Origin of the sequence: Psychrobacillus sp. NPDC096426 (assembly GCF_044762745.1) — a bacterium.
Lineage (GTDB): Bacteria > Bacillota > Bacilli > Bacillales_A > Planococcaceae > Psychrobacillus.
This window is the reverse complement of the sequence record NZ_JBIWEX010000005.1, coordinates 98989-118096: the sequence shown is the minus strand read 5'-3', so window position 1 is coordinate 118096 and position 19108 is coordinate 98989. Positions and strand designations below refer to the sequence as shown.

The 19108-nt window shown below is 34.2% G+C and carries 18 protein-coding genes; all 18 read left to right on the top strand.

The window, feature by feature from the left end; genetic code table 11:
• Window positions 1-2 precede the first annotated feature (2 nt).
• The 18 genes from fliW (at window position 3) to ACIQYS_RS06055 (ending at window position 18992) form a co-directional block, all read left to right on the top strand.
• Window positions 3-437, top strand: a complete 435-nt coding sequence (gene fliW, locus ACIQYS_RS06140; protein WP_402976217.1) for a flagellar assembly protein FliW — start codon at window positions 3-5, stop codon at window positions 435-437.
• The gene (csrA, locus tag ACIQYS_RS06135; RefSeq protein ID WP_402976215.1) at window positions 437-661 is read left to right on the top strand and encodes a carbon storage regulator CsrA; all 225 of its coding nucleotides are present in this window, start codon (window positions 437-439) and stop codon (window positions 659-661) included. Before fliW ends, csrA begins: the two co-directional genes overlap by 1 nt.
• Before the next feature lie 136 nt (window positions 662-797).
• A complete protein-coding gene (gene hag / locus ACIQYS_RS06130) occupies window positions 798-1616 on the top strand; it encodes a flagellin Hag (protein WP_402976213.1) in 819 nt (272 codons plus the stop codon).
• 92 nt (window positions 1617-1708) lie between these two features.
• Window positions 1709-3427 (top strand): motility associated factor glycosyltransferase family protein, encoded by a 1719-nt coding sequence (locus tag ACIQYS_RS06125; protein ID WP_402976211.1) that lies wholly within the window; start codon window positions 1709-1711, stop codon window positions 3425-3427.
• A gap of 1 nt (window position 3428) precedes the next feature.
• The gene (locus ACIQYS_RS06120) at window positions 3429-3779 is read left to right on the top strand and encodes a DUF8042 domain-containing protein (RefSeq protein ID WP_402976209.1); all 351 of its coding nucleotides are present in this window, start codon (window positions 3429-3431) and stop codon (window positions 3777-3779) included.
• 278 nt (window positions 3780-4057) lie between these two features.
• Window positions 4058-5062 (top strand): NAD-dependent 4,6-dehydratase LegB, encoded by a 1005-nt coding sequence (locus ACIQYS_RS06115; RefSeq protein ID WP_402976207.1) that lies wholly within the window; start codon window positions 4058-4060, stop codon window positions 5060-5062.
• Window positions 5059-6213: a LegC family aminotransferase gene (locus ACIQYS_RS06110; protein ID WP_402976204.1), complete on the top strand. Its 1155-nt coding sequence runs from the start codon at window positions 5059-5061 to the stop codon at window positions 6211-6213. The genes ACIQYS_RS06115 and ACIQYS_RS06110 overlap by 4 nt, the downstream gene beginning before the upstream one ends.
• A 3-nt stretch (window positions 6214-6216) precedes the next feature.
• A complete protein-coding gene (gene neuC, locus ACIQYS_RS06105; RefSeq protein WP_402976202.1) occupies window positions 6217-7344 on the top strand; it encodes a UDP-N-acetylglucosamine 2-epimerase in 1128 nt (375 codons plus the stop codon).
• Window positions 7341-8420, top strand: coding sequence for an N-acetylneuraminate synthase (gene neuB / locus ACIQYS_RS06100; protein ID WP_402976200.1), 1080 nt, complete (start codon window positions 7341-7343; stop codon window positions 8418-8420). Before neuC ends, neuB begins: the two co-directional genes overlap by 4 nt.
• Entirely contained in the window at window positions 8413-9036 is a 624-nt protein-coding gene (locus ACIQYS_RS06095; RefSeq protein WP_402976198.1) for an acetyltransferase, read from the top strand. Before neuB ends, ACIQYS_RS06095 begins: the two co-directional genes overlap by 8 nt.
• Before the next feature lie 3 nt (window positions 9037-9039).
• The gene (locus ACIQYS_RS06090) at window positions 9040-10089 is read left to right on the top strand and encodes a nucleotidyltransferase family protein (RefSeq protein WP_402976196.1); all 1050 of its coding nucleotides are present in this window, start codon (window positions 9040-9042) and stop codon (window positions 10087-10089) included.
• On the top strand, window positions 10086-10766 hold the full coding sequence (locus tag ACIQYS_RS06085; protein WP_402976194.1) for an acylneuraminate cytidylyltransferase family protein: 681 nt from the start codon (window positions 10086-10088) through the stop codon (window positions 10764-10766). Before ACIQYS_RS06090 ends, ACIQYS_RS06085 begins: the two co-directional genes overlap by 4 nt.
• Window positions 10767-10845: 79 nt before the next feature.
• The gene (rfbH, locus tag ACIQYS_RS06080; RefSeq protein WP_402976192.1) at window positions 10846-12351 is read left to right on the top strand and encodes a lipopolysaccharide biosynthesis protein RfbH; all 1506 of its coding nucleotides are present in this window, start codon (window positions 10846-10848) and stop codon (window positions 12349-12351) included.
• Between the two features lie 48 nt (window positions 12352-12399).
• Complete coding sequence (rfbF, locus tag ACIQYS_RS06075) at window positions 12400-13203, top strand: glucose-1-phosphate cytidylyltransferase (RefSeq protein WP_402976190.1); 804 nt, start codon at window positions 12400-12402, stop codon at window positions 13201-13203.
• Window positions 13200-14282 (top strand): CDP-glucose 4,6-dehydratase, encoded by a 1083-nt coding sequence (gene rfbG / locus ACIQYS_RS06070; RefSeq protein ID WP_402976188.1) that lies wholly within the window; start codon window positions 13200-13202, stop codon window positions 14280-14282. The genes rfbF and rfbG overlap by 4 nt, the downstream gene beginning before the upstream one ends.
• Window positions 14283-14292: 10 nt before the next feature.
• Window positions 14293-15225 carry an NAD-dependent epimerase/dehydratase family protein gene (locus tag ACIQYS_RS06065; protein ID WP_402976186.1) on the top strand — a complete coding sequence of 311 codons (933 nt, stop codon included), beginning with the start codon at window positions 14293-14295 and terminating at the stop codon, window positions 15223-15225.
• Between the two features lie 17 nt (window positions 15226-15242).
• Window positions 15243-17012, top strand: coding sequence for a thiamine pyrophosphate-binding protein (locus ACIQYS_RS06060; protein ID WP_402976184.1), 1770 nt, complete (start codon window positions 15243-15245; stop codon window positions 17010-17012).
• Between the two features lie 144 nt (window positions 17013-17156).
• Window positions 17157-18992 carry a glycosyltransferase family 2 protein gene (locus tag ACIQYS_RS06055; RefSeq protein WP_402976182.1) on the top strand — a complete coding sequence of 612 codons (1836 nt, stop codon included), beginning with the start codon at window positions 17157-17159 and terminating at the stop codon, window positions 18990-18992.
• Window positions 18993-19108: the final 116 nt, after the last annotated feature.

Below are 19108 nucleotides of genomic sequence, written 5' to 3'. Positions count from 1 at the left end.
TTATGAACATCGAAACAAAATTTTTAGGAAAAGTTACAATTGAGGAAAAGGAAATCATCCAATTTCCAAACGGACTCCCAGGATTCGAAGACATAAAAGAGTTTATCATTTTACCACTTGAACAAGAATCACCTTTAGTCATCTTGCAATCAATCAAACAACAAGAAATTGGCTTCGTAATAGCATTGCCGTTTCTATTCAAACAAGACTATGCATTTGATCTACCTGAAGAAGATAAAGAAGAACTAAAAATACAATCTCCCGAAGATTTAATAACGTATGCAATAGTTACATTAAAAGAACCTTTCAATAGTTCAACAATAAACCTACAAGCACCAATCCTAATCAATTATAAACAAAAAATTGCAAAACAATTTGTCTTACAAGATGCAAACACATACCCATTACGATTCCCTATTGAAGGGAGCAACAAATAATGCTCGTACTTTCAAGAAAAAAAGACGAATCCATCATGATTGGTGATCAAATTGAACTGAAAGTTTTAAGCGTGGACGGAGATCAAGTAAAACTAGGTATTGTTGCTCCGAAAAACATCAAAGTTTACCGATCTGAAGTATATGAGAGCATTCAACAGCAGAATAAGGAAGCATTAAACGTATCCAAATCACTATTACAACAAATTTCTAAAAAAAATCTTTAAAAAACTATTAAACATTTCCAATATAGTACGATACTATTGATGTAAGGCAAAAATGGGGCGGCCGACCTTATCCTGCCAAACAAATTCCACAAGGAAGTGGAACTAAATAAACCAAAATTCAAGGAGGAATCTCATAATGAGAATTCAACACAACATTTCTGCATTAAACACACACAGAAACTTAACAGCTAACCAAGGTTCATCTGCTAAAAACCTAGAAAAATTATCTTCAGGCTTCAAAATCAACCGCGCTGGAGACGACGCTGCTGGTCTTGCAATCTCTGAAAAAATGCGTGGACAAATACGCGGTTTAGATATGGCTTCTAAAAACGCTCAAGATTCAATTTCTTTAATCCAAACTGCAGAGGGTGCTCTTAACGAAACTCATGATATCCTACAACGTATGCGTGAATTATCAGTACAAGCAGCAAATGATACAAACGTAACAGCAGACCGTGATTCTATTCAAGCTGAAATTACAGCATTGACATCTGAAATTGACCGTATTGCTGGTAATACAGAATTCAATACACAAAAATTATTAGATGGAAAATTTTCAGCTAAAACTTTCCATATTGGAGCAAACTCAGGACAATCAATTAAGCTAAGTATAACTACTATGGATTCTAAAGCTTTAGGAGTTTCTGGTGGTGCAATTAAAGTAGATAAAGCTTCAACAGCTAGTAAATCAATTGATACTATTAATCTAGCAATTGAGAAAGTTTCAAAACAACGTTCTAACTTAGGTGCTGTTCAAAACCGTCTAGAACATACAATCAATAACCTAGGTGCAGCTTCTGAAAACTTAACCGCTGCTGAATCTCGTATTCGTGATGTAGATATGGCAAAAGAAATGATGAACTTCACTAAAAATAATATCTTGACTCAAGCTGCACAATCTATGCTTGCTCAAGCAAATCAACAACCACAAGGTGTTCTTCAACTATTACAATAATTTTATGGAAATTTTTCATCCCACTCTAATTTTAGAGTGGGATTTCTTTATATTCATAAAATCATGCCGATATATTAAAGGAGGTGAAGAAAGTGATACAAGATTTTTTTATAGAGCAAATGCAAACCAAAACACCCTTTCCGACTATAAAAGTAAATGACTATTTTTTACATAGTAAATATGACCCCCAAAAAGAAGCAGAGCAGTTTGCGAAAAGTCAGTATTCAGAAAATCATGTACATGTATTATTTGGTTTTGGACTTGGCTATTATGCGGAAGCCCTAGTACGAAATTTCAATGACAATGATAGACTTTTGATAGTCGATCCACTTATTACTAAAATTGATTCTTTTTTCGATAAAGAAAATTATGAAATTATTAGTGACGTAACTGAAAAAAATATTGAAATAGCATTAGATAAGTTGCTGAATAATTATAATGTCAATGTAAAGCTCATTTGTTCTCCTAATTATGACAAACTATTATCGGATCAGTATAAAACAGTATTGAAGATCGTGAAGGATACCTTGAGTGTGAATACAGTCTTTTTTAATACAGTGAATTATTTTGCTGAAACTTGGCAGGAAAACTATATTCGAAATCTCTTTCATGTAGTTGAAGATGAAAGTCTTGTAGCAATAGAAAAACGGTATAACCGACCAATTGTGATTGCATCTGGTGGACCCTCACTTACTAAGCAGATTCCATTGCTGAAAAACGTGAAAAATGACATTATCCTTATAGCTGCAGGTTCAACGGTTAATACTTTATTGCACTACGGAATTGAAGCAGATTACATAGTGTCAATTGACGGCTCTATTGCTAATTATAATCACTTTAAAGAAACTATATTTACAAATTCAAAATTGATTTATAGTATTAGAAATCATTATCAAATTCGTGAACAGTTCAAAACAAAAGCGTATGCTTTCATTCCATCTTTTGAACCTGGTGTATATGAACATATTGAAAAGTTGACTAATAAGCAATTACCAACCCTTCTTGGTGGTGCTTCAGTAGCAAACTTTGCACTTACAATTGCTCAATATATTTCTACGGGTCCAATTGCATTAATTGGGCAAGATTTAGCATACACAGATAACAAGACACATGCAGAACATAATAAGCAATTTACAGAAGTGGACGATGCATTTAGAGAGGGGAGACACACTTTCTTTACTGAGGGATATTATGGAGATCCAATATTAACGGATGCCGCTTTTTTGTCCATGAAGAAGGGTTTTGAACAACTAGCTGAATTATCCATGGAACCTGATCGATTTTTCAATTGTACAGAAGGCGGAGTTAAGATAAACGGATATACTCAACAAACATTTCAGAAGTTTTGCGAAGCAATTGAATCCTCAGAGGAGAAGACTTCAACAAATAATTACCCGTCTTCGACACTGAAAGTATCAGAATGGAAGTCTTTATATGATAAGGTTCAATTAGAAATAAAAGTTTATAATGAAATTCAAAATTACTTAAATAGAGGGTTGCGCTTCTTAAAGAAAAATCCTTCTAGTATAATGTTCACTGAAAATGTGATTAAAGAGTTAGATAAAGTTGATAAAAAATTAAAGAAAATGTTTGAAAGAGTGTCTATGAATTGCATTGTAGAACCGATTTCTATGGATGTAATGACCAAGTTTTTGTCAAAAGATGGTGAAAATAAACAAGAAGAATACAAACGAGTATATGAACAAAACTATCAATTATATGATAGACTTTTGAAAGCAACAAAGCTTTCGAAGCAATACACAGAAGATTTATTAAGCCAAATCAAAATGAAAAAGCTAAAGGGTGAGTAAAATGACAGAGATACTTAATGAAGTTATTGCATCTTATAATGATTATATAAAAAAAATACCAACAGGATGTCAAAAAATTGCGGATGATTTGCGTGATAATCAAGTTAACGATTCGCTTAATAGTATTATAGACTTTACTGATGGAGTAAGGTGGCTTTCAGAAGCAAGTGGTTTGCTTCGAAAAAATGGGCTTACTGTAGACTTGAACATAGATAAAATTAATGGATTTTTAAAAGAAATTAATCATGGTTTAGAGATTCAGGATTATGTGTTAGTTTCAGATATGTTTGAATATGAAATACAACCATTCTTTGAGGAATGTCAGGCTGTTAAAATCTCAGAATTGCAATGATTTTCAAAACCTAATGTTTTAACTAGCTAAGATAGATCTTATCTAGAGATTAGGTTTTGAATTATTGGTTAAATTATTGTAAATACTAAGAATTACAAGTTACCCGAATATACATAATAGATTCCCATGTCGAATTGTTGATATTCAAAATATTTGCTTTGTGGAAATTTTATCTCCTGTAGGTAATTTTTGAAGAAAAAAAAAGAAAGCCAATATTTGCTCATTTAAATATATGTAAAGTAAAGTAAATTCTACTAAAAAGAAAAAAGGTGTTAAAATTGACCAATAAAAAAGTATTAGTCACAGGAGCCGACGGTTTCATCGGCTCTCATTTAACAGAAGAACTTGTTAGGCGGGGGCACGATGTTAGAGCATTTGTCTATTATAATTCATTTAACTCATGGGGATGGTTAGATCAATCTTCCGTGGAAGTGAAAGAATCATTGGATATTTTCTCAGGAGATATTAGAGATCCATTTGGAGTAAAAGAAGCGATGAAAGGGTGTACTCATGTACTTCATCTAGCATCTCTTATTGCAATTCCCTACTCATATCATTCTCCTGCTACTTATATTGATACCAATGTAAATGGAACGCTTAATATAGTGCAAGCTGCTCGTGAATTAGGTGTAGAAAAGGTTGTTCATACGTCTACGAGTGAAGTGTACGGTACAGCGCAATATGTACCAATTGATGAGGGGCATCCATTGCAAGGTCAATCTCCGTATTCGGCTTCTAAAATTGGAGCAGATCAAATGGCGTTATCGTTTTATCGGTCATTTGACACACCTGTAGCGGTCATTCGACCATTCAATACATACGGTCCACGCCAATCAGCCCGTGCAGTAATACCAACTATTATTAGCCAATTAGCAAATGGACAAACTACTATTAAGCTAGGGGCTATTAGTCCCACACGTGATTTCAACTATGTAAAAGACACGGTAGGTGCTTTCATCTCAGTAATGGACTCACCAATGTCGGTTGGTGAAGTGGTCAATGTTGGTTCCAATTATGAAGTATCTATTGGAGAAACAGCAGAAATGATTGCAGATATCATGGGTGTGAATTTAACAATTGAAACGGATGAACAACGTCTTCGTCCCGAGAAAAGTGAAGTTAATCGTTTATGGGCTGAAAATAAAAAAGCAAAAGAATTAATTGGGTGGCAGCCTCAATATGGCGGTAAAGATGGCTTCCGTCGTGGTTTAGAGGAAACAATCGAATGGTTTACTAATCCAAATAACTTATCCCAATATAAGGCAGATGTATATAATATATGAATTCACAATGGTTAGAGTTTACCAGACAAATTAAAGAACATTACAAGAAGGATTTTGTGCCACTGCATGAACCGACTTTTAATAGTAAAGAACTCGAATATGTAACTGATTGCATCGAAACAGGTTGGGTATCTTCGGTTGGCGCATATGTAACACGCTTTGAGGAGGATTTAGCACGTTTTACAGGAGTTAAGCGTGCTGTTGCTGTTATGAATGGTACTGCTGCATTACATATTGCATTAAAGGTAGCAGGAGTTCAGGCAAATGAAGAAGTTTTCATGCCTGCATTGACGTTTATTGCAACAGCGAATGCTACTTCTTACATAGGCGCAGTTCCACATTTTGTGGATGTATCCAAAAAAACATTAGGTCTTGATCCCCAAAAGCTAGAAGCGCATATTTTGGCAATTGGTGATGTGAAAGGCAATCAATTAATCAATAAAGAAACAGGTCGTGTTATTCGCGCAGTTGTGCCTATGCATACCTTTGGACACCCAGTTAAATTAGAAGAACTACAAATTATTTGCAAAAAATATCATTTAGTATTAGTAGAAGATGCTGCTGAATCATTAGGTTCTTATTATAAAGGGAAGCACACAGGAAGCTTTGGTAAAGTAAGTGCTCTAAGCTTTAATGGCAATAAAATCATTACTACGGGTGGTGGTGGTGCCATTTTAACTGATGATGAAGAACTTGCAAATTATGCGAAGCATATTACGACTACAGCAAAAGTGCCACATCGTTGGAAATATGACCATGATGAAATCGGATATAACTATCGTTTACCGAATATAAACGCAGCATTAGGGTGCGCCCAACTTGAAAAAATGTCAGAGTTTATCGAGCAAAAACGTTTGTTAACAGCTTTTTATGAAGAATTAGTAGCACCATTGGAAGGTGTAACGCTTTTTAAAGAGCAAGAGCATACGACTAGCAACTATTGGCTACAAACATTGATTTTAGAAGATGCTTTAGACAGAGATGAAGTACTAGCATTTTTAAATGAAAATGGAGTTATGAGTCGTCCGATTTGGACACCAATACATGAATTGAAGCTGTATGCGCAAATGCCAAAAGCCGATTTATCGGCTACTGAAAGACTTAACCAAAAAATTATTAATATTCCTAGTACGCCTGTAAGAGAGGTGTAAGCATTGAAACGAAAAATCTGTGTTGTAACTGGAACAAGAGCAGAATATGGGTTATTATCCAACTTAATAAGAGCTATCCATCAATCAACTGATTTTGAACTTCAACTTACTGTAACTGGTATGCATTTGTCGGCAGAATTCGGTTTAACATATAAACAAATTGAAGCAGACGGATTTGTTATTAATGAAAAGGTTGAAATGTTACTTTCTTCAGACACATCTACGGGTGTTGCCAAATCGATTGGACTAGCAACCATTGGATTTTCAGATGCATTTCAGCGATTAAATCCTGATTTGCTAATCCTCTTAGGTGACCGTTTTGAGATACTTGCAGCAGCTCAAACTGCACTTGTCATGCAAATTCCAATAGCACATGTTCATGGGGGAGAGTGTACTTTTGGTGCTTACGACGATGCGATTCGTCATTCTATTACGAAAATGGCTACATGGCATTTTACAAGTAATGAGTCTCACCGAAATCGAGTTATTCAGCTAGGTGAAAATCCAGAAAGAGTTTGGAACGTAGGGGCAATTGGTATAGAAAATATATTAAATCTTCCATTGATGACAAAGGAAGAGCTGTATGCGAACTTACAGTTAAATGAAGATAAACCTATGTTCTTAATTACTTATCATCCTGAGACAAATCTTCAAACAGACGGTATTTATCCCCTGTTGAAAGCATTGGACTCGTATCAACATGTGAATTTGGTGTTTACGAAGGCAAATGCGGATAATGGAGGACGTCAAATTAATGAAATCCTAGAAAACTATACATCAAAACACGACAATACATATTTATTTGATTCTTTAGGGCAATTGAGGTATTTAAGTGCAGTGAAAGAAGCAACCGTAGTTATAGGTAACTCTTCAAGTGGTTTGATCGAAGTCCCTTATTTAGAAACACCGACGGTTAATTGTGGAGAACGACAAGCGGGACGTGAGAAACCGAGTTCAGTATTTGATTGTACATTAGAAGTTCAATCTATTGAGAATGCTATAAAAAGTGCTTTAATGTATAAAGGTCCTTATGATCAAATTTTTGGTGATGGACATGTGGTAGAAAAAATCATGACCGAATTAAAGCAAATTCTATCATTTGCGATACAAAAGGAGTTTTATGATATATGAGCCAATCAACGTATATAATTGCTGAAGCAGGAGTCAATCATAATGGCTCCTTTGAAATGGCAAAAAAACTAGTAGATGTTGCAAAAGAGGCTGGAGCAGACGCAGTCAAATTTCAAACGTTTCGTGCGGAAAATTTAGTAACAAAAGAAGCCCAACAAGCAAATTATCAAATAGAAAATTTGGGTGAAGTGACTTCTCAATACGAAATGTTGAAGAAGCTAGAATTATCATTTAAAGAATTTAAATCTCTAAAAAACTATTGTGATGAAATAGGAATTGAGTTTTTATCTACGCCATTTGACTACGATAGCGTGGATTTTTTAGTTGATGACCTACAAATGCAGACTGTTAAAATCCCATCAGGTGAGTTAACAAATTCACCATTTATTCACTACATTGCGACAAAGCAAAAGAAAATGATTATTTCAACAGGTATGGCTACTATGGAGGAAATACACGAAGCATTGTCCTTTATTGCATATGGCTTAGCAAGGCCGCTGGCTGATGTTTCAGTTGATACCGTGTACACTTTTTATAAAACAAATGAAGCGAAAGAAATTTTACGAAAATATGTAACAGTTCTTCATTGTACAACGGAATATCCAGCACCCTTTAAAACAATTAATTTAAAAGCAATAAATCAGTTAGAAAAAGAACTTGAGCTACCTATTGGTTTTTCAGATCATTCACAAGGAATCGTAGCTTCAATCGCAGCGACTGGTATGGGGGCTACTGTCATTGAAAAGCATTTCACATTAGACAGAGAGTTACCAGGACCAGATCATGTAGCGTCATTGGAACCATCAGAGCTAAAGATGATGATCAAATGTATCCGCCAAATTGAGAGCGCTCTAGGAACTGGTGTAAAAGAACCAACAACAACGGAGATGAAAAATCGAGTCGCAGCAAGAAAAAGTATAGTAGCAAGTGTGGAGATCAAACAAGGAGAAACATTAGATATATCCAATATGGGTATAAAAAGACCTGGTAATGGGATATCACCTTCGCGGTATTGGTCTCTTCTAGGGAAAGAGGCTACTAAGTTTTATCAAGAGGATGAACTAATTGATGAATAAGCCGATAATTATAATAGGAAATGGCGGCCATGCATCAGTTTTAACAGAGATATTGTTACTTCAACATAGAGATATTCTTGGTTTTACTGCACTCAAAGAAGAAATAAATTCATATGGTTTAAAGTATCTGGGACCGGATGATATAGTTGGGAAATACAGTCCAGAGGAAGTGGAGCTTGTTTTAGGATTAGGTACTGTACGTATTTCTAATGTCCGTCATAACATTTTTGAAGAAATGAAAAGCCAAGGATATACATTTTCGACATGTATCCATCCAAAGTCAATCATCTCTCTAACTGCTATACTAGCTGAGGGAACACAAATAATGGCTGGTGCTATTATACAACCGCATGCACAAATCGGAGAAAATACGATTATTAATACAGGGGTAATTATTGAACACGATTGTTTAATAGGTGCCCATGTTCATATAGCACCAGGTACGACCCTTTCAGGGGGCGTTATTATAGGTAGCGATTCACATGTAGGTACGGGTAGCTCTATTATTCAAGGCATTGAAATTGGAAAGAACACGCTTATTGGTGCAGGTTCTGTTGTTGTTTCAAATATAGGTACGAGCAAAAAAGCTTTTGGAGTACCTGCAAAGGAAGTGTAGTCGATGAAAAACTGGAGAAGTATCTTAGTCAATGAAAATAACACCCTTTTAGAAACGATGAAAATCATCGATGTCTCCTCCATGCAATTTGCAGCAGTTGTAGATGGAGATTTGAATTTACTTGGTACTGTCACTGATGGAGATATTCGTAGAAGTATATTAAGAGGAGAAGGATTAGATGTTCCGATTAAACAAGTCATGAATCCTTCCCCTATTTGTGCTACCATCGAAAATACATATAGCGATTGCTTAAATCTACTAAAAAGACATAAATTAAAGCAGATACCGATTATTAGTGAAGGTAATAAAATTATTGATATTATTTTTGCAGATGAAGATCCAATTACTAAAAATAATGAAAATACGGTAATTTTAATGGCAGGTGGTCTTGGCACACGCTTGCGTCCATTAACAGAAAATATTCCAAAGCCAATGCTAAATGTAGGTAATAAGCCGATATTAGAAACAATTATTGAAGGTTTTAAGCAATATGGCTTTACTAATTTTATAATATCCGTCAATTACAAAAAGGAGGTTATTCAAGATTATTTTCAAGATGGAACAGCTTTTGGTGTGTCAATATCGTATATAGAAGAAAATAAAAGAATGGGAACGGCAGGAGCTTTGTCATTGTTAAAAGAAAAACCTACTAGCCCTATTTTTGTTATGAATGGTGATTTACTAACACAGGTTAATTTCGAGCAACTTTTACACTTTCATGAAGATACAGATGCGGTAGCAACCATGTGTGTGCGAGAATATGAATATCAAATTCCATATGGCGTTATTGAAACAGATGGACAGCAATTAGTTTCCATAAAAGAGAAACCTATGCAACGTAGTTTTGTAAATGCGGGGATATATGTACTTAGTCCGGAGGTATTTGACTATATCCCTCAAGGGGAATTTTACGATATGCCAGATTTGTATAAACAATTAATTGAAAAACAAAATAATGTTTCTGCATTTCCCGTACGAGAATATTGGTTAGATATAGGTCATATGTCAGACTTTGAGCGAGCTAATTCTGATTATGAGGAGGAATTAAAATGAAACCTACCTTTTTAGCCATTATTCCTGCGAGAGGTGGATCAAAAGGTGTTCCTCGTAAAAACATTAAAGAATTAGCAGGGAAACCACTTATTGCTTGGACAATTGAAGAAGCAAAAAAATCTAAATTTATTGATCGAGTAATATTGTCATCAGAAGATCATGAAATTATTGAAATAGCAAAACAATATGGGTGTGAAGTACCCTTTACTAGACCAGTTGATCTAGCACAAGATGAAACACCAGGAATTGCTCCAGTATTACATGCAATGAAAGAATGTCCTGGCTATGATTTCGTTGTGTTGTTACAGCCAACCTCTCCACTCCGGACAGTTGAAGATATAGATGGAGCAATTGAGACACTCTTTGAAAAAGAAGCTGATTTTTGTGTTAGTGTAACAGAGCCTAACCAATCACCTTATTGGATGTACAGTCTAAATGTTAACGGGACGATGAAACCTTTAATAAAACAAGAAAATTTTGCTCTTCGTAGACAAGACTTGCCAAAAGCATATTCACTTAATGGAGCCTTCTATATGGCAAAAACGGAACAATTGAAAGTGACAAAGTCATTTTTAACTGATGACACTGTAGGATACGTGATGCCGAGAAAGAGATCATTTGATATAGATACAGAAGAAGATTTTTTTCTCTGCCAGCAAGTGCTTAGAGATATGTAACCCCCAAAAAATAGATTGCTATTTACATATAAGTTTGGTCATAGCAATCTACAGTATTTAATTATTAAGGAGCTAAACAATGTTTAAAATAGGTGATATCTTTAAGTTAGACAATGAAGTACAAGTAATTGTAGAATGTAACCAAAAAACCATTGTAACAATGGGATATAACGAACATACTATTATTTCAAATCAAATAGAAGAATTCACATTTGTAGAATTAGCAGATAAATCAATTAACGTTATAGATTCTATTACACATGAACTACTTGAAGAAGCTAAACGTAAAATGATTTTTAATAAGGTAGAAGAATTTTATGACTTATTTCATAAAAAGAAAGAATTTGTTTCTGGTGAAAGTCAATTAAGTTATGCAGGGAAGATTTATGATAAAAATGAAATGATAGCTTTAACTGATGCATCTTTAGATTTTTGGTTAACTTCAGGACGTTTTTGTAACCAATTTGAAAAAGACTTTGCAAAATATTTAGGTGTAAAATATTCACTCCTAACGAATTCAGGATCTTCAGCTAACTTATTAGCAGTCTCAGCACTAACTTCACCTAAATTAGGTGAAAAACGTTTATTGCCCGGTGATGAAGTAATTACAGTTGCAGCAGGGTTTCCTACTACAGTAGCACCAATTATACAAAATAAATTAATCCCCGTTTTTGTTGATGTAGACTTAGGTACATATAATATTTCAAAAGATCAAATAGAACAAGCGATATCGGAGAAAACTAAAGCTATAGTTATTGCCCATACAATGGGGAACCCATTTAATTTAGATGCTGTCATAGAAGTCGCTAATAAGTATGATCTATGGGTAGTTGAGGACAATTGCGATGCACTTGGTGCAAAATATAACGGTAAATTAACAGGTACTCATGGTCATATTGGTACGTCTAGTTTCTATCCTCCACATCATATGACAATGGGGGAAGGTGGAGCGGTTTATACAAATAATCCAAAACTAAAATTAGCAATCGAGTCATTTAGAGACTGGGGACGTGATTGTTGGTGTCCATCTGGATGTGATAACACATGCAACAAGCGCTTTGATTGGCAACTAGGACAATTACCTCAGGGTTACGATCATAAATACACATATTCACATATAGGTTATAACTTAAAGGTTACGGACATGCAAGCTGCAATAGGTTTAGAGCAATTAAAGAAACTTCCTGGTTTTATTGAAAAAAGAATTCATAATTTTAATCGCCTTAAGTCAAACCTAATGGCTATCCAAGATGATTTAATATTACCAGAAGCTACACCCAATAGTGAGCCAAGTTGGTTTGGATTTATTTTGACAGTAAAAGACGGTAGTAAAATTTCACGCAATAAAATGACACAATATCTTGAAAAAAATAAAGTTCAAACAAGGATGCTTTTTGCGGGTAATATAACAAAGCAACCAGCATTTGTTGGTGTTGAGTATCGACTTGCAAGTGATTTGAAAAATACAGATAAAATTATGAATGATACATTTTTGGTTGGCGTATATCCTGGCTTAACAGATGAAATGATCGATTATATGAGTGATAAAATCATAGAAGCTGTTGAATTCGCAAAACAAAAATGAATTAAGTTTTGTTCATAAGTTCAGGAATATAGAAATTGGAGTGATTAAATGAAAGTTGTAATTTTAGCAGGTGGATTTGGTACACGCATTAGTGAAGAATCTCATCTAAAACCAAAGCCAATGATTGAAATTGGAGGAAAGCCAATTCTTTGGCATATTATGAAAATGTATTCACATTATGGTTTTAATGATTTTGTCATCTGCTTAGGATATAAATCTTTTTATATAAAAGAATATTTCGCACATTACTTTTTACATGAATCAGATGTGACCTTTGATTTTCAAAATGGAAACAAACAAATTATACATAATGTTTCGGCTGAACCTTGGAAAGTCACACTTGTAGATACTGGATTAGAAACCATGACAGGTGGGCGCTTAAAGAGAGTGAAAGAGTATCTTGAAAATGAAACATTTATGCTCACATATGGTGATGGAGTTTCTAATGTAGATATTAAAGAACTGGTTAGTTTCCACCAAACACATGGAAAACTGGCTACTGTAACAACTACTCAACCAGGCGGTCGTTTTGGCGCTTTGGATCTTGGAGAAAACAATGAAGTATTCGGTTTTAAAGAAAAGCCACAAGGAGACGGTGGTTGGATAAATGCGGGCTTTTTTGTTATGGAGCCGGAAGTAATTGATTATATTGATGGAGATCAAACAATTCTTGAAAAAGCACCTCTTGAAAATTTAGCACTTGTTGGACAACTCAACGCTTTTAAACATTATGGTTTTTGGCAACCAATGGATACGTTAAGAGATAAAAATTATCTGGAATCTCTTTGGTCAAAAGACGAAGCAGAATGGAAGTTGTGGGGAAATACAATGGGTGTGGTGAATAAGTCTTGATTGATCGATCATTTTGGAAAAATAAAAAAGTCTTTTTAACTGGACATACAGGTTTTAAAGGATCGTGGATGTCCATTTGGCTACATTCGATGGGGGCAAAAGTAACGGGTTATGCGCTAATGCCGCCTACTAGCCCTTCTTTATTTGAAGCAGCGGGCGTAGAACAATTGGTCCATTCGATAATCGGGGATATACGAGATGTGGCTACACTCGAAAAAGCGATACTAGAAACAGACCCTGAAATCGTGATTCATATGGCAGCCCAGCCTTTAGTTAGAGAATCGTATAAGAATCCAGTGGAGACTTATTCTACAAACGTTATGGGAACGGTTCATTTATTCGAAAGTGTTAGAAAATGCGCTTCAGTTAAAGCAGTTATTAATGTTACAACGGATAAATGTTATGAAAACAAAGAATGGGTATGGGGCTACCGTGAGAATGAACCAATGGGAGGATATGATCCATATTCCAATAGTAAAGCGTGTTCGGAGCTGGTAACATCATCCTACCGGAGCTCGTTTTTTAATCCAGCTGATTATAGCATTCATGGTGTAGCCATTGCTTCTGCAAGGGCTGGTAATGTAATTGGTGGTGGTGATTGGGCGGAAGACCGCCTTATCCCTGATTGTATCAATTCGCTAGTAAGCGATGAACCAATCATCATACGTAATCCAAACGCTATTCGTCCCTGGCAGCATGTACTTGAACCATTAAGCGGTTACCTGCTTCTTGCAGAGAAATTATTCAACCACGGTCCAGAGTATGCAGAAGCATGGAATTTTGGTCCGAATGATGAAGATGCAAAGCCGGTTGAATGGATAGTACAAAAGATGATTGAAAAGTGGAATGGTGAGGCATCTTATAAATTAGATGGTGGAAAACATCCACATGAAGCAGGATATTTGAAATTGGATTGTTCCAAAGCGAAGATTAAGCTTGGATGGCAGCCACAATGGAATTTAGAAACTACGATTGAAAAGATAGTGGAATGGAATACTCAATATCAATTGAATGAGGATATCCAAGATGTATGTAGAAAACAACTGAATTCATATAGTAAAAATACTAAAATGAATTGAAGGGAAATCCATGAAAAAAGTATTAATAACAGGAGCTACTGGATTTATAGGAGCAGCTCTTACGCGGAAACTGGTTGAATTAGAGATAGAAGTTCATGTATTGATTCGTCAACAATCTGATATATGGAGAATAAAAGATCTAGATAAGGTTATTAATTTACACAGTGTAGATTTACGCGATTTAACCACGTTAAAAAAAGTAGTGAAATATATAAATCCAGATGTCATCTATCACTGTGCTACTCATGGTGGATACCATTTCCAACAGAAAACGATAGAAATTATTGAATCGAATTTTATGGGAACAGTAAATTTATTAATAGCATGTCAAGAAATCGAATTTGATTATTTTGTAAATACAGGAAGTTCATCAGAGTATGGATCAAAAAATCATGCGTTAAGAGAAACAGATTTACCCGTACCGATGGGAGACTATGCTGTTTCTAAAGTTGCAGCTACTCTATTCTGCCAATCTGTGCGTTTGCAGAAACAATTACCAATTATTACATTGCGCTTATTTTCTCCTTATGGTCCATGGGATGCTCCATCAAGATTCATTCCTTATGTGGTTAAATCATTCTTAAAAGGTGAATCCCCTCAAATTTCCACTCCTCAATCTGTGAGAGACTATATTTATATTGAGGATGTAGTGAATGCTTATTTGAAATTTTTAAATCTAAATTATTTAAACTGTGACATTATCAATATTGGTTCGGGTAATCAAACAAAATTACAGGAAGTAGTCGAAATTGTTCAGCGTAAAACAAATAGTAGCATAAATGCATCATGGGGAAGTATTGAACGAGTAAGAAATGAACCAGAAATATGGAAAGCTGATGTTATACAAGCTGAAAAACTGTTAAATTGGTCACCCAAAGTAACAATGGAAGATGGGCTTCAAAATACAATCGATTGGCTAAATGAACATTTAGCTGACTATTGAAAAAAGGTGTGTAAATCATGAAATTATCTGATTATGTCATAGATTTTTTAGTGCAACAGAACATAAAGCATATATTTGAAATGACAGGTGGAGGGATTACACACCTGTTAGATTCCACGTATAGCAGAGATGATATTGATTGTGTTTCTATTCATCATGAACAGGCAGGAGCTTTTGCAGCCGAAGCCTATGCTCGAATAAATGGAAAACTAGGGGTTGCGATGGCTACTAGTGGTCCAGGAGCACTGAATCTACTTACCGGAATTGGAAGTTGTTATTTTGATTCTGTACCATGCTTGTTTATTACGGGTCAAGTAAACACTTATGAATATAAATATGATAAGAAAGTACGACAAATTGGTTTTCAAGAAACGGATATTGTTAGTGTAGTTAAACCGTTGACTAAGTTTGCTAAACTAGTAATTGGACCTGAGAAGATTCGCTACTATTTAGAAAAAGCTGTGTATATTGCTCAAACTGGAAGACCAGGACCTGTGTTATTGGACTTACCAATGGATCTTCAACGTGCGGAAATAGATCCTATTCAACAAGAAAGCTTTTTTGAAAGTGAAGAGTATCAACAATTAGTGCAAGAAGAGACTTATGATGAATTTCAATTAGATGAAATCATAGATTTAATGAAACACTCGAAGCGTCCCTTGATTTTGGTTGGCGGTGGAGTAAGAACTGCTAATGCTACAAAAGAATTGCTAGAATTAGTTCGAATGACGAATTTTCCTGTGGTGTCATCATTAATGGGGATTGATTCGTTTAATCATGAGTTCCAAGAGTACATAGGAATGATTGGCTCATACGGTAATCGATATAGTAACTTGGCTCTTGCCAATAGTGATTTGATACTGATTTTAGGCTCAAGGCTAGACACAAGACAAACTGGTACGAGACCCGATACGTTTGGTAGAGCTGCGAAAAAGATTCATATTGATATTGATGCGCTAGAATTAAATGAAAAAGTAAAAGTTGATATCGCTATTCGAGCCTCTTTAAAATCATTTCTTCAAAAATTGAATGAAGAACTAACAGAAAATTGGTCTATAACAAACATCTCCGGATGGTATTCTACTTTAAATTTGTATAAAACAACCTATCCCACAGCGATTTATCAAGAAGAGTCGATTAATCCGAATTGGTTTATGGAACGTTTATCAGAGTATATGGAGTCGGAAGATATCATAAGTTTAGATGTTGGGCAACATCAGATGTGGGCGAGCCAATCGCTTAAGTTAAAAGATGGGCAGAGACTCTTAAACTCTGGTGGTATGGGGGCAATGGGATTTGCCCTACCTGCAGCGATTGGTGCTTATATGGCGAAAAAGCAAGGTCATGCCATTGTCATTGCTGGTGACGGAGGAATACAAGTGAATATTCAAGAGTTAGATACAATTGTTTATAACGAACTTCCTATCAAGGTTATTATCATGAATAATCAAAGTTTAGGAATGGTAAGACAATTTCAAGACTTATATTTTGAAAAACGACGACAATCAACCGTTATCAGTAAACCGAACTTCCCGGAAATTGCTAAAGCTTACGGTTTGAAGACATTTGTCATTAATAATGTTGAATCAGTAGATAAGGTTTTGGAAAAGGTGTTTTTAGAAGAAGGTCCTGTATTAGTAGATGTCTCAATTGATTCAGATGTCATTGTAAATCCTAAGCTAGTAGTGAATAAACCAATTGAAGATATGTCTCCTCACTTAGATCGGGATGAATTGAAGAACCTAATGTTAATTGACATGGTTGAGGAGATGGATATCCCTAAATGATATTCTGTGTTAGGTACATCAAGAATACTCTAAGTTTAATAAAGAACTATAAGTGAACGGTAAGAACCTTCTCTAAGGTATAAAAAAATTCAATACATATTAGCGGTATGAGACATTATATGTACAAAAGGTGATGAAAAACACATGGAAAATGAAGCAACTCAAGAATTTAATCGTTTCTTACAGGAAATAGATGAGCTGTTAGATAACAATTTAATTCTTGAAGCAAATCAAAAATATATTGAATACATTAAGAAAATGGAAAGCCAAAATGAAAGCAATAGTAATAATAAATTGAAGGCTGATATTTACGCAGGGTATGCATTTTTTCTTTTTTCACAACAAAACTATGAATCTTTTTTAAAAGTACTTAATAAAGCACAAAATAATGGGTACTCAAAAGATTTAATAGAAAAGATTTTAATGGAGGCTTTTATTGAGCCTAATATAGATGAATTTAAATTCATCTATATTAAAAACAAAGAATACTTACTATCAAATGGGTATCTCCATGCAAAGTCAGTTTTAGATTTCGAGGATTTACCATATTGGTTGTTACCTATTGAAACAGAAAATGAATACTATTTGTTTGATAAAGAAAAGAGACTGTTAGTTGAAAAAGTTTCTTTAAATATCAATCATAAAGTAGAGACATTACCTACAGAAGAAATATTTTCGGATTATTTATTAATGGAAAATGGTAATTGGGAAAATACTTTAGCATATACAGCTAAAATTAAAAACAGTAATAAAAAAGCTTATATTGTAATAGACAATATTGGAAAGTTCTTTTCTTGTTTACAAGGTGTTTTACTAAATGAAGATACTATTTCAAACGTATTGATATTCGATAATCTATTTAATATGGAGAATTATTTTAAGAGCTCCAGTGACTATCTCCCAAGAAACATAATAAACTTACTTGATAATAGTAATTACACTCAAAATTATATTAATGTAATTCATAACTATAGAATTAATAAAAAAGAAAGAGCACGAAATAATATACTTCTTAGTATCTGTATTCCAAGTTTTAATAGAGGGAAAAGGGCGTATGAAAATATTATTCATCTTTTACAATCTAGGTACGACGAAGAAATCGAGTTTATTGTATCTAACAATGGCACGCAGAATGATACACAAAAGTATTATGAAAAAATTAGAGATATTGACGATGCTAGAGTTAAATATTTTTCATTTGAAGAAAATAAAGGATTTGCATTAAACTGCTGTAAAGCTTGTGAATTAGCAAAAGGTGAGTATATTTTATTATTAAGTGATGAAGATATAGTGGACTTTAATGTTCTAGATAAAATTATGAATGAGTTAATGCAATACAAAGATACATTAGCTATTATGAGAACATCTACTACCACTCAAAGTAAACTTACTGTTAAAAATGCAGTACCAGGAAAAGATGCTATATTAACTTTTATGTTAACCTCAAATTATATGTCAGGTATTATTTTGAATAATAGCCTGCTAAAAAAACACAAAGGAATAGAGTATATTAAAGAAAATTTAGATAATAAAGTTTGTTACAATTATCCTCACATGTTTTGGGAGTTATTATTAAGTCAATATGGAAATGTACAAAGTACAGATCTTGTATTAATACATGAAGGCAAAGCAGAAAAAACAGAGGTAGAATATATTAAATTAAGTAGTGATAAAATTGAAATACCCTCTTATGCTACTATCGAAGGTAGGCTAGATCAACATAAAGGTTTTTTTACTATTTTTAAGTATCTAGAGGTTTGTAAAAAAGACTCAGATCTTTTTAGAGAAATGTATATTAGACTGTGTGCTAAAACATTATTCTTAGTTGATGTGAGCATATTAGTTTATTATAAAAAAAACGATGTAAATACTTCAGCAATGCTTGATGAAGTTTATGAATTTTGCATTAGTGAAGAATTTCTAGATAATAAGAGCAAGTTCTACAAAGAAGATATAAGAACTATTAAAAGCTTATTATGACCAGTATAAAAAGTATATAGAGTAAAATACTAAGATGCTAATTACTTATACTGCGTATAGCCTACCAGTGAAAAGCTAAATTTTTGTTAAGTTGGAAGGAATGTAAGCGTCAAATA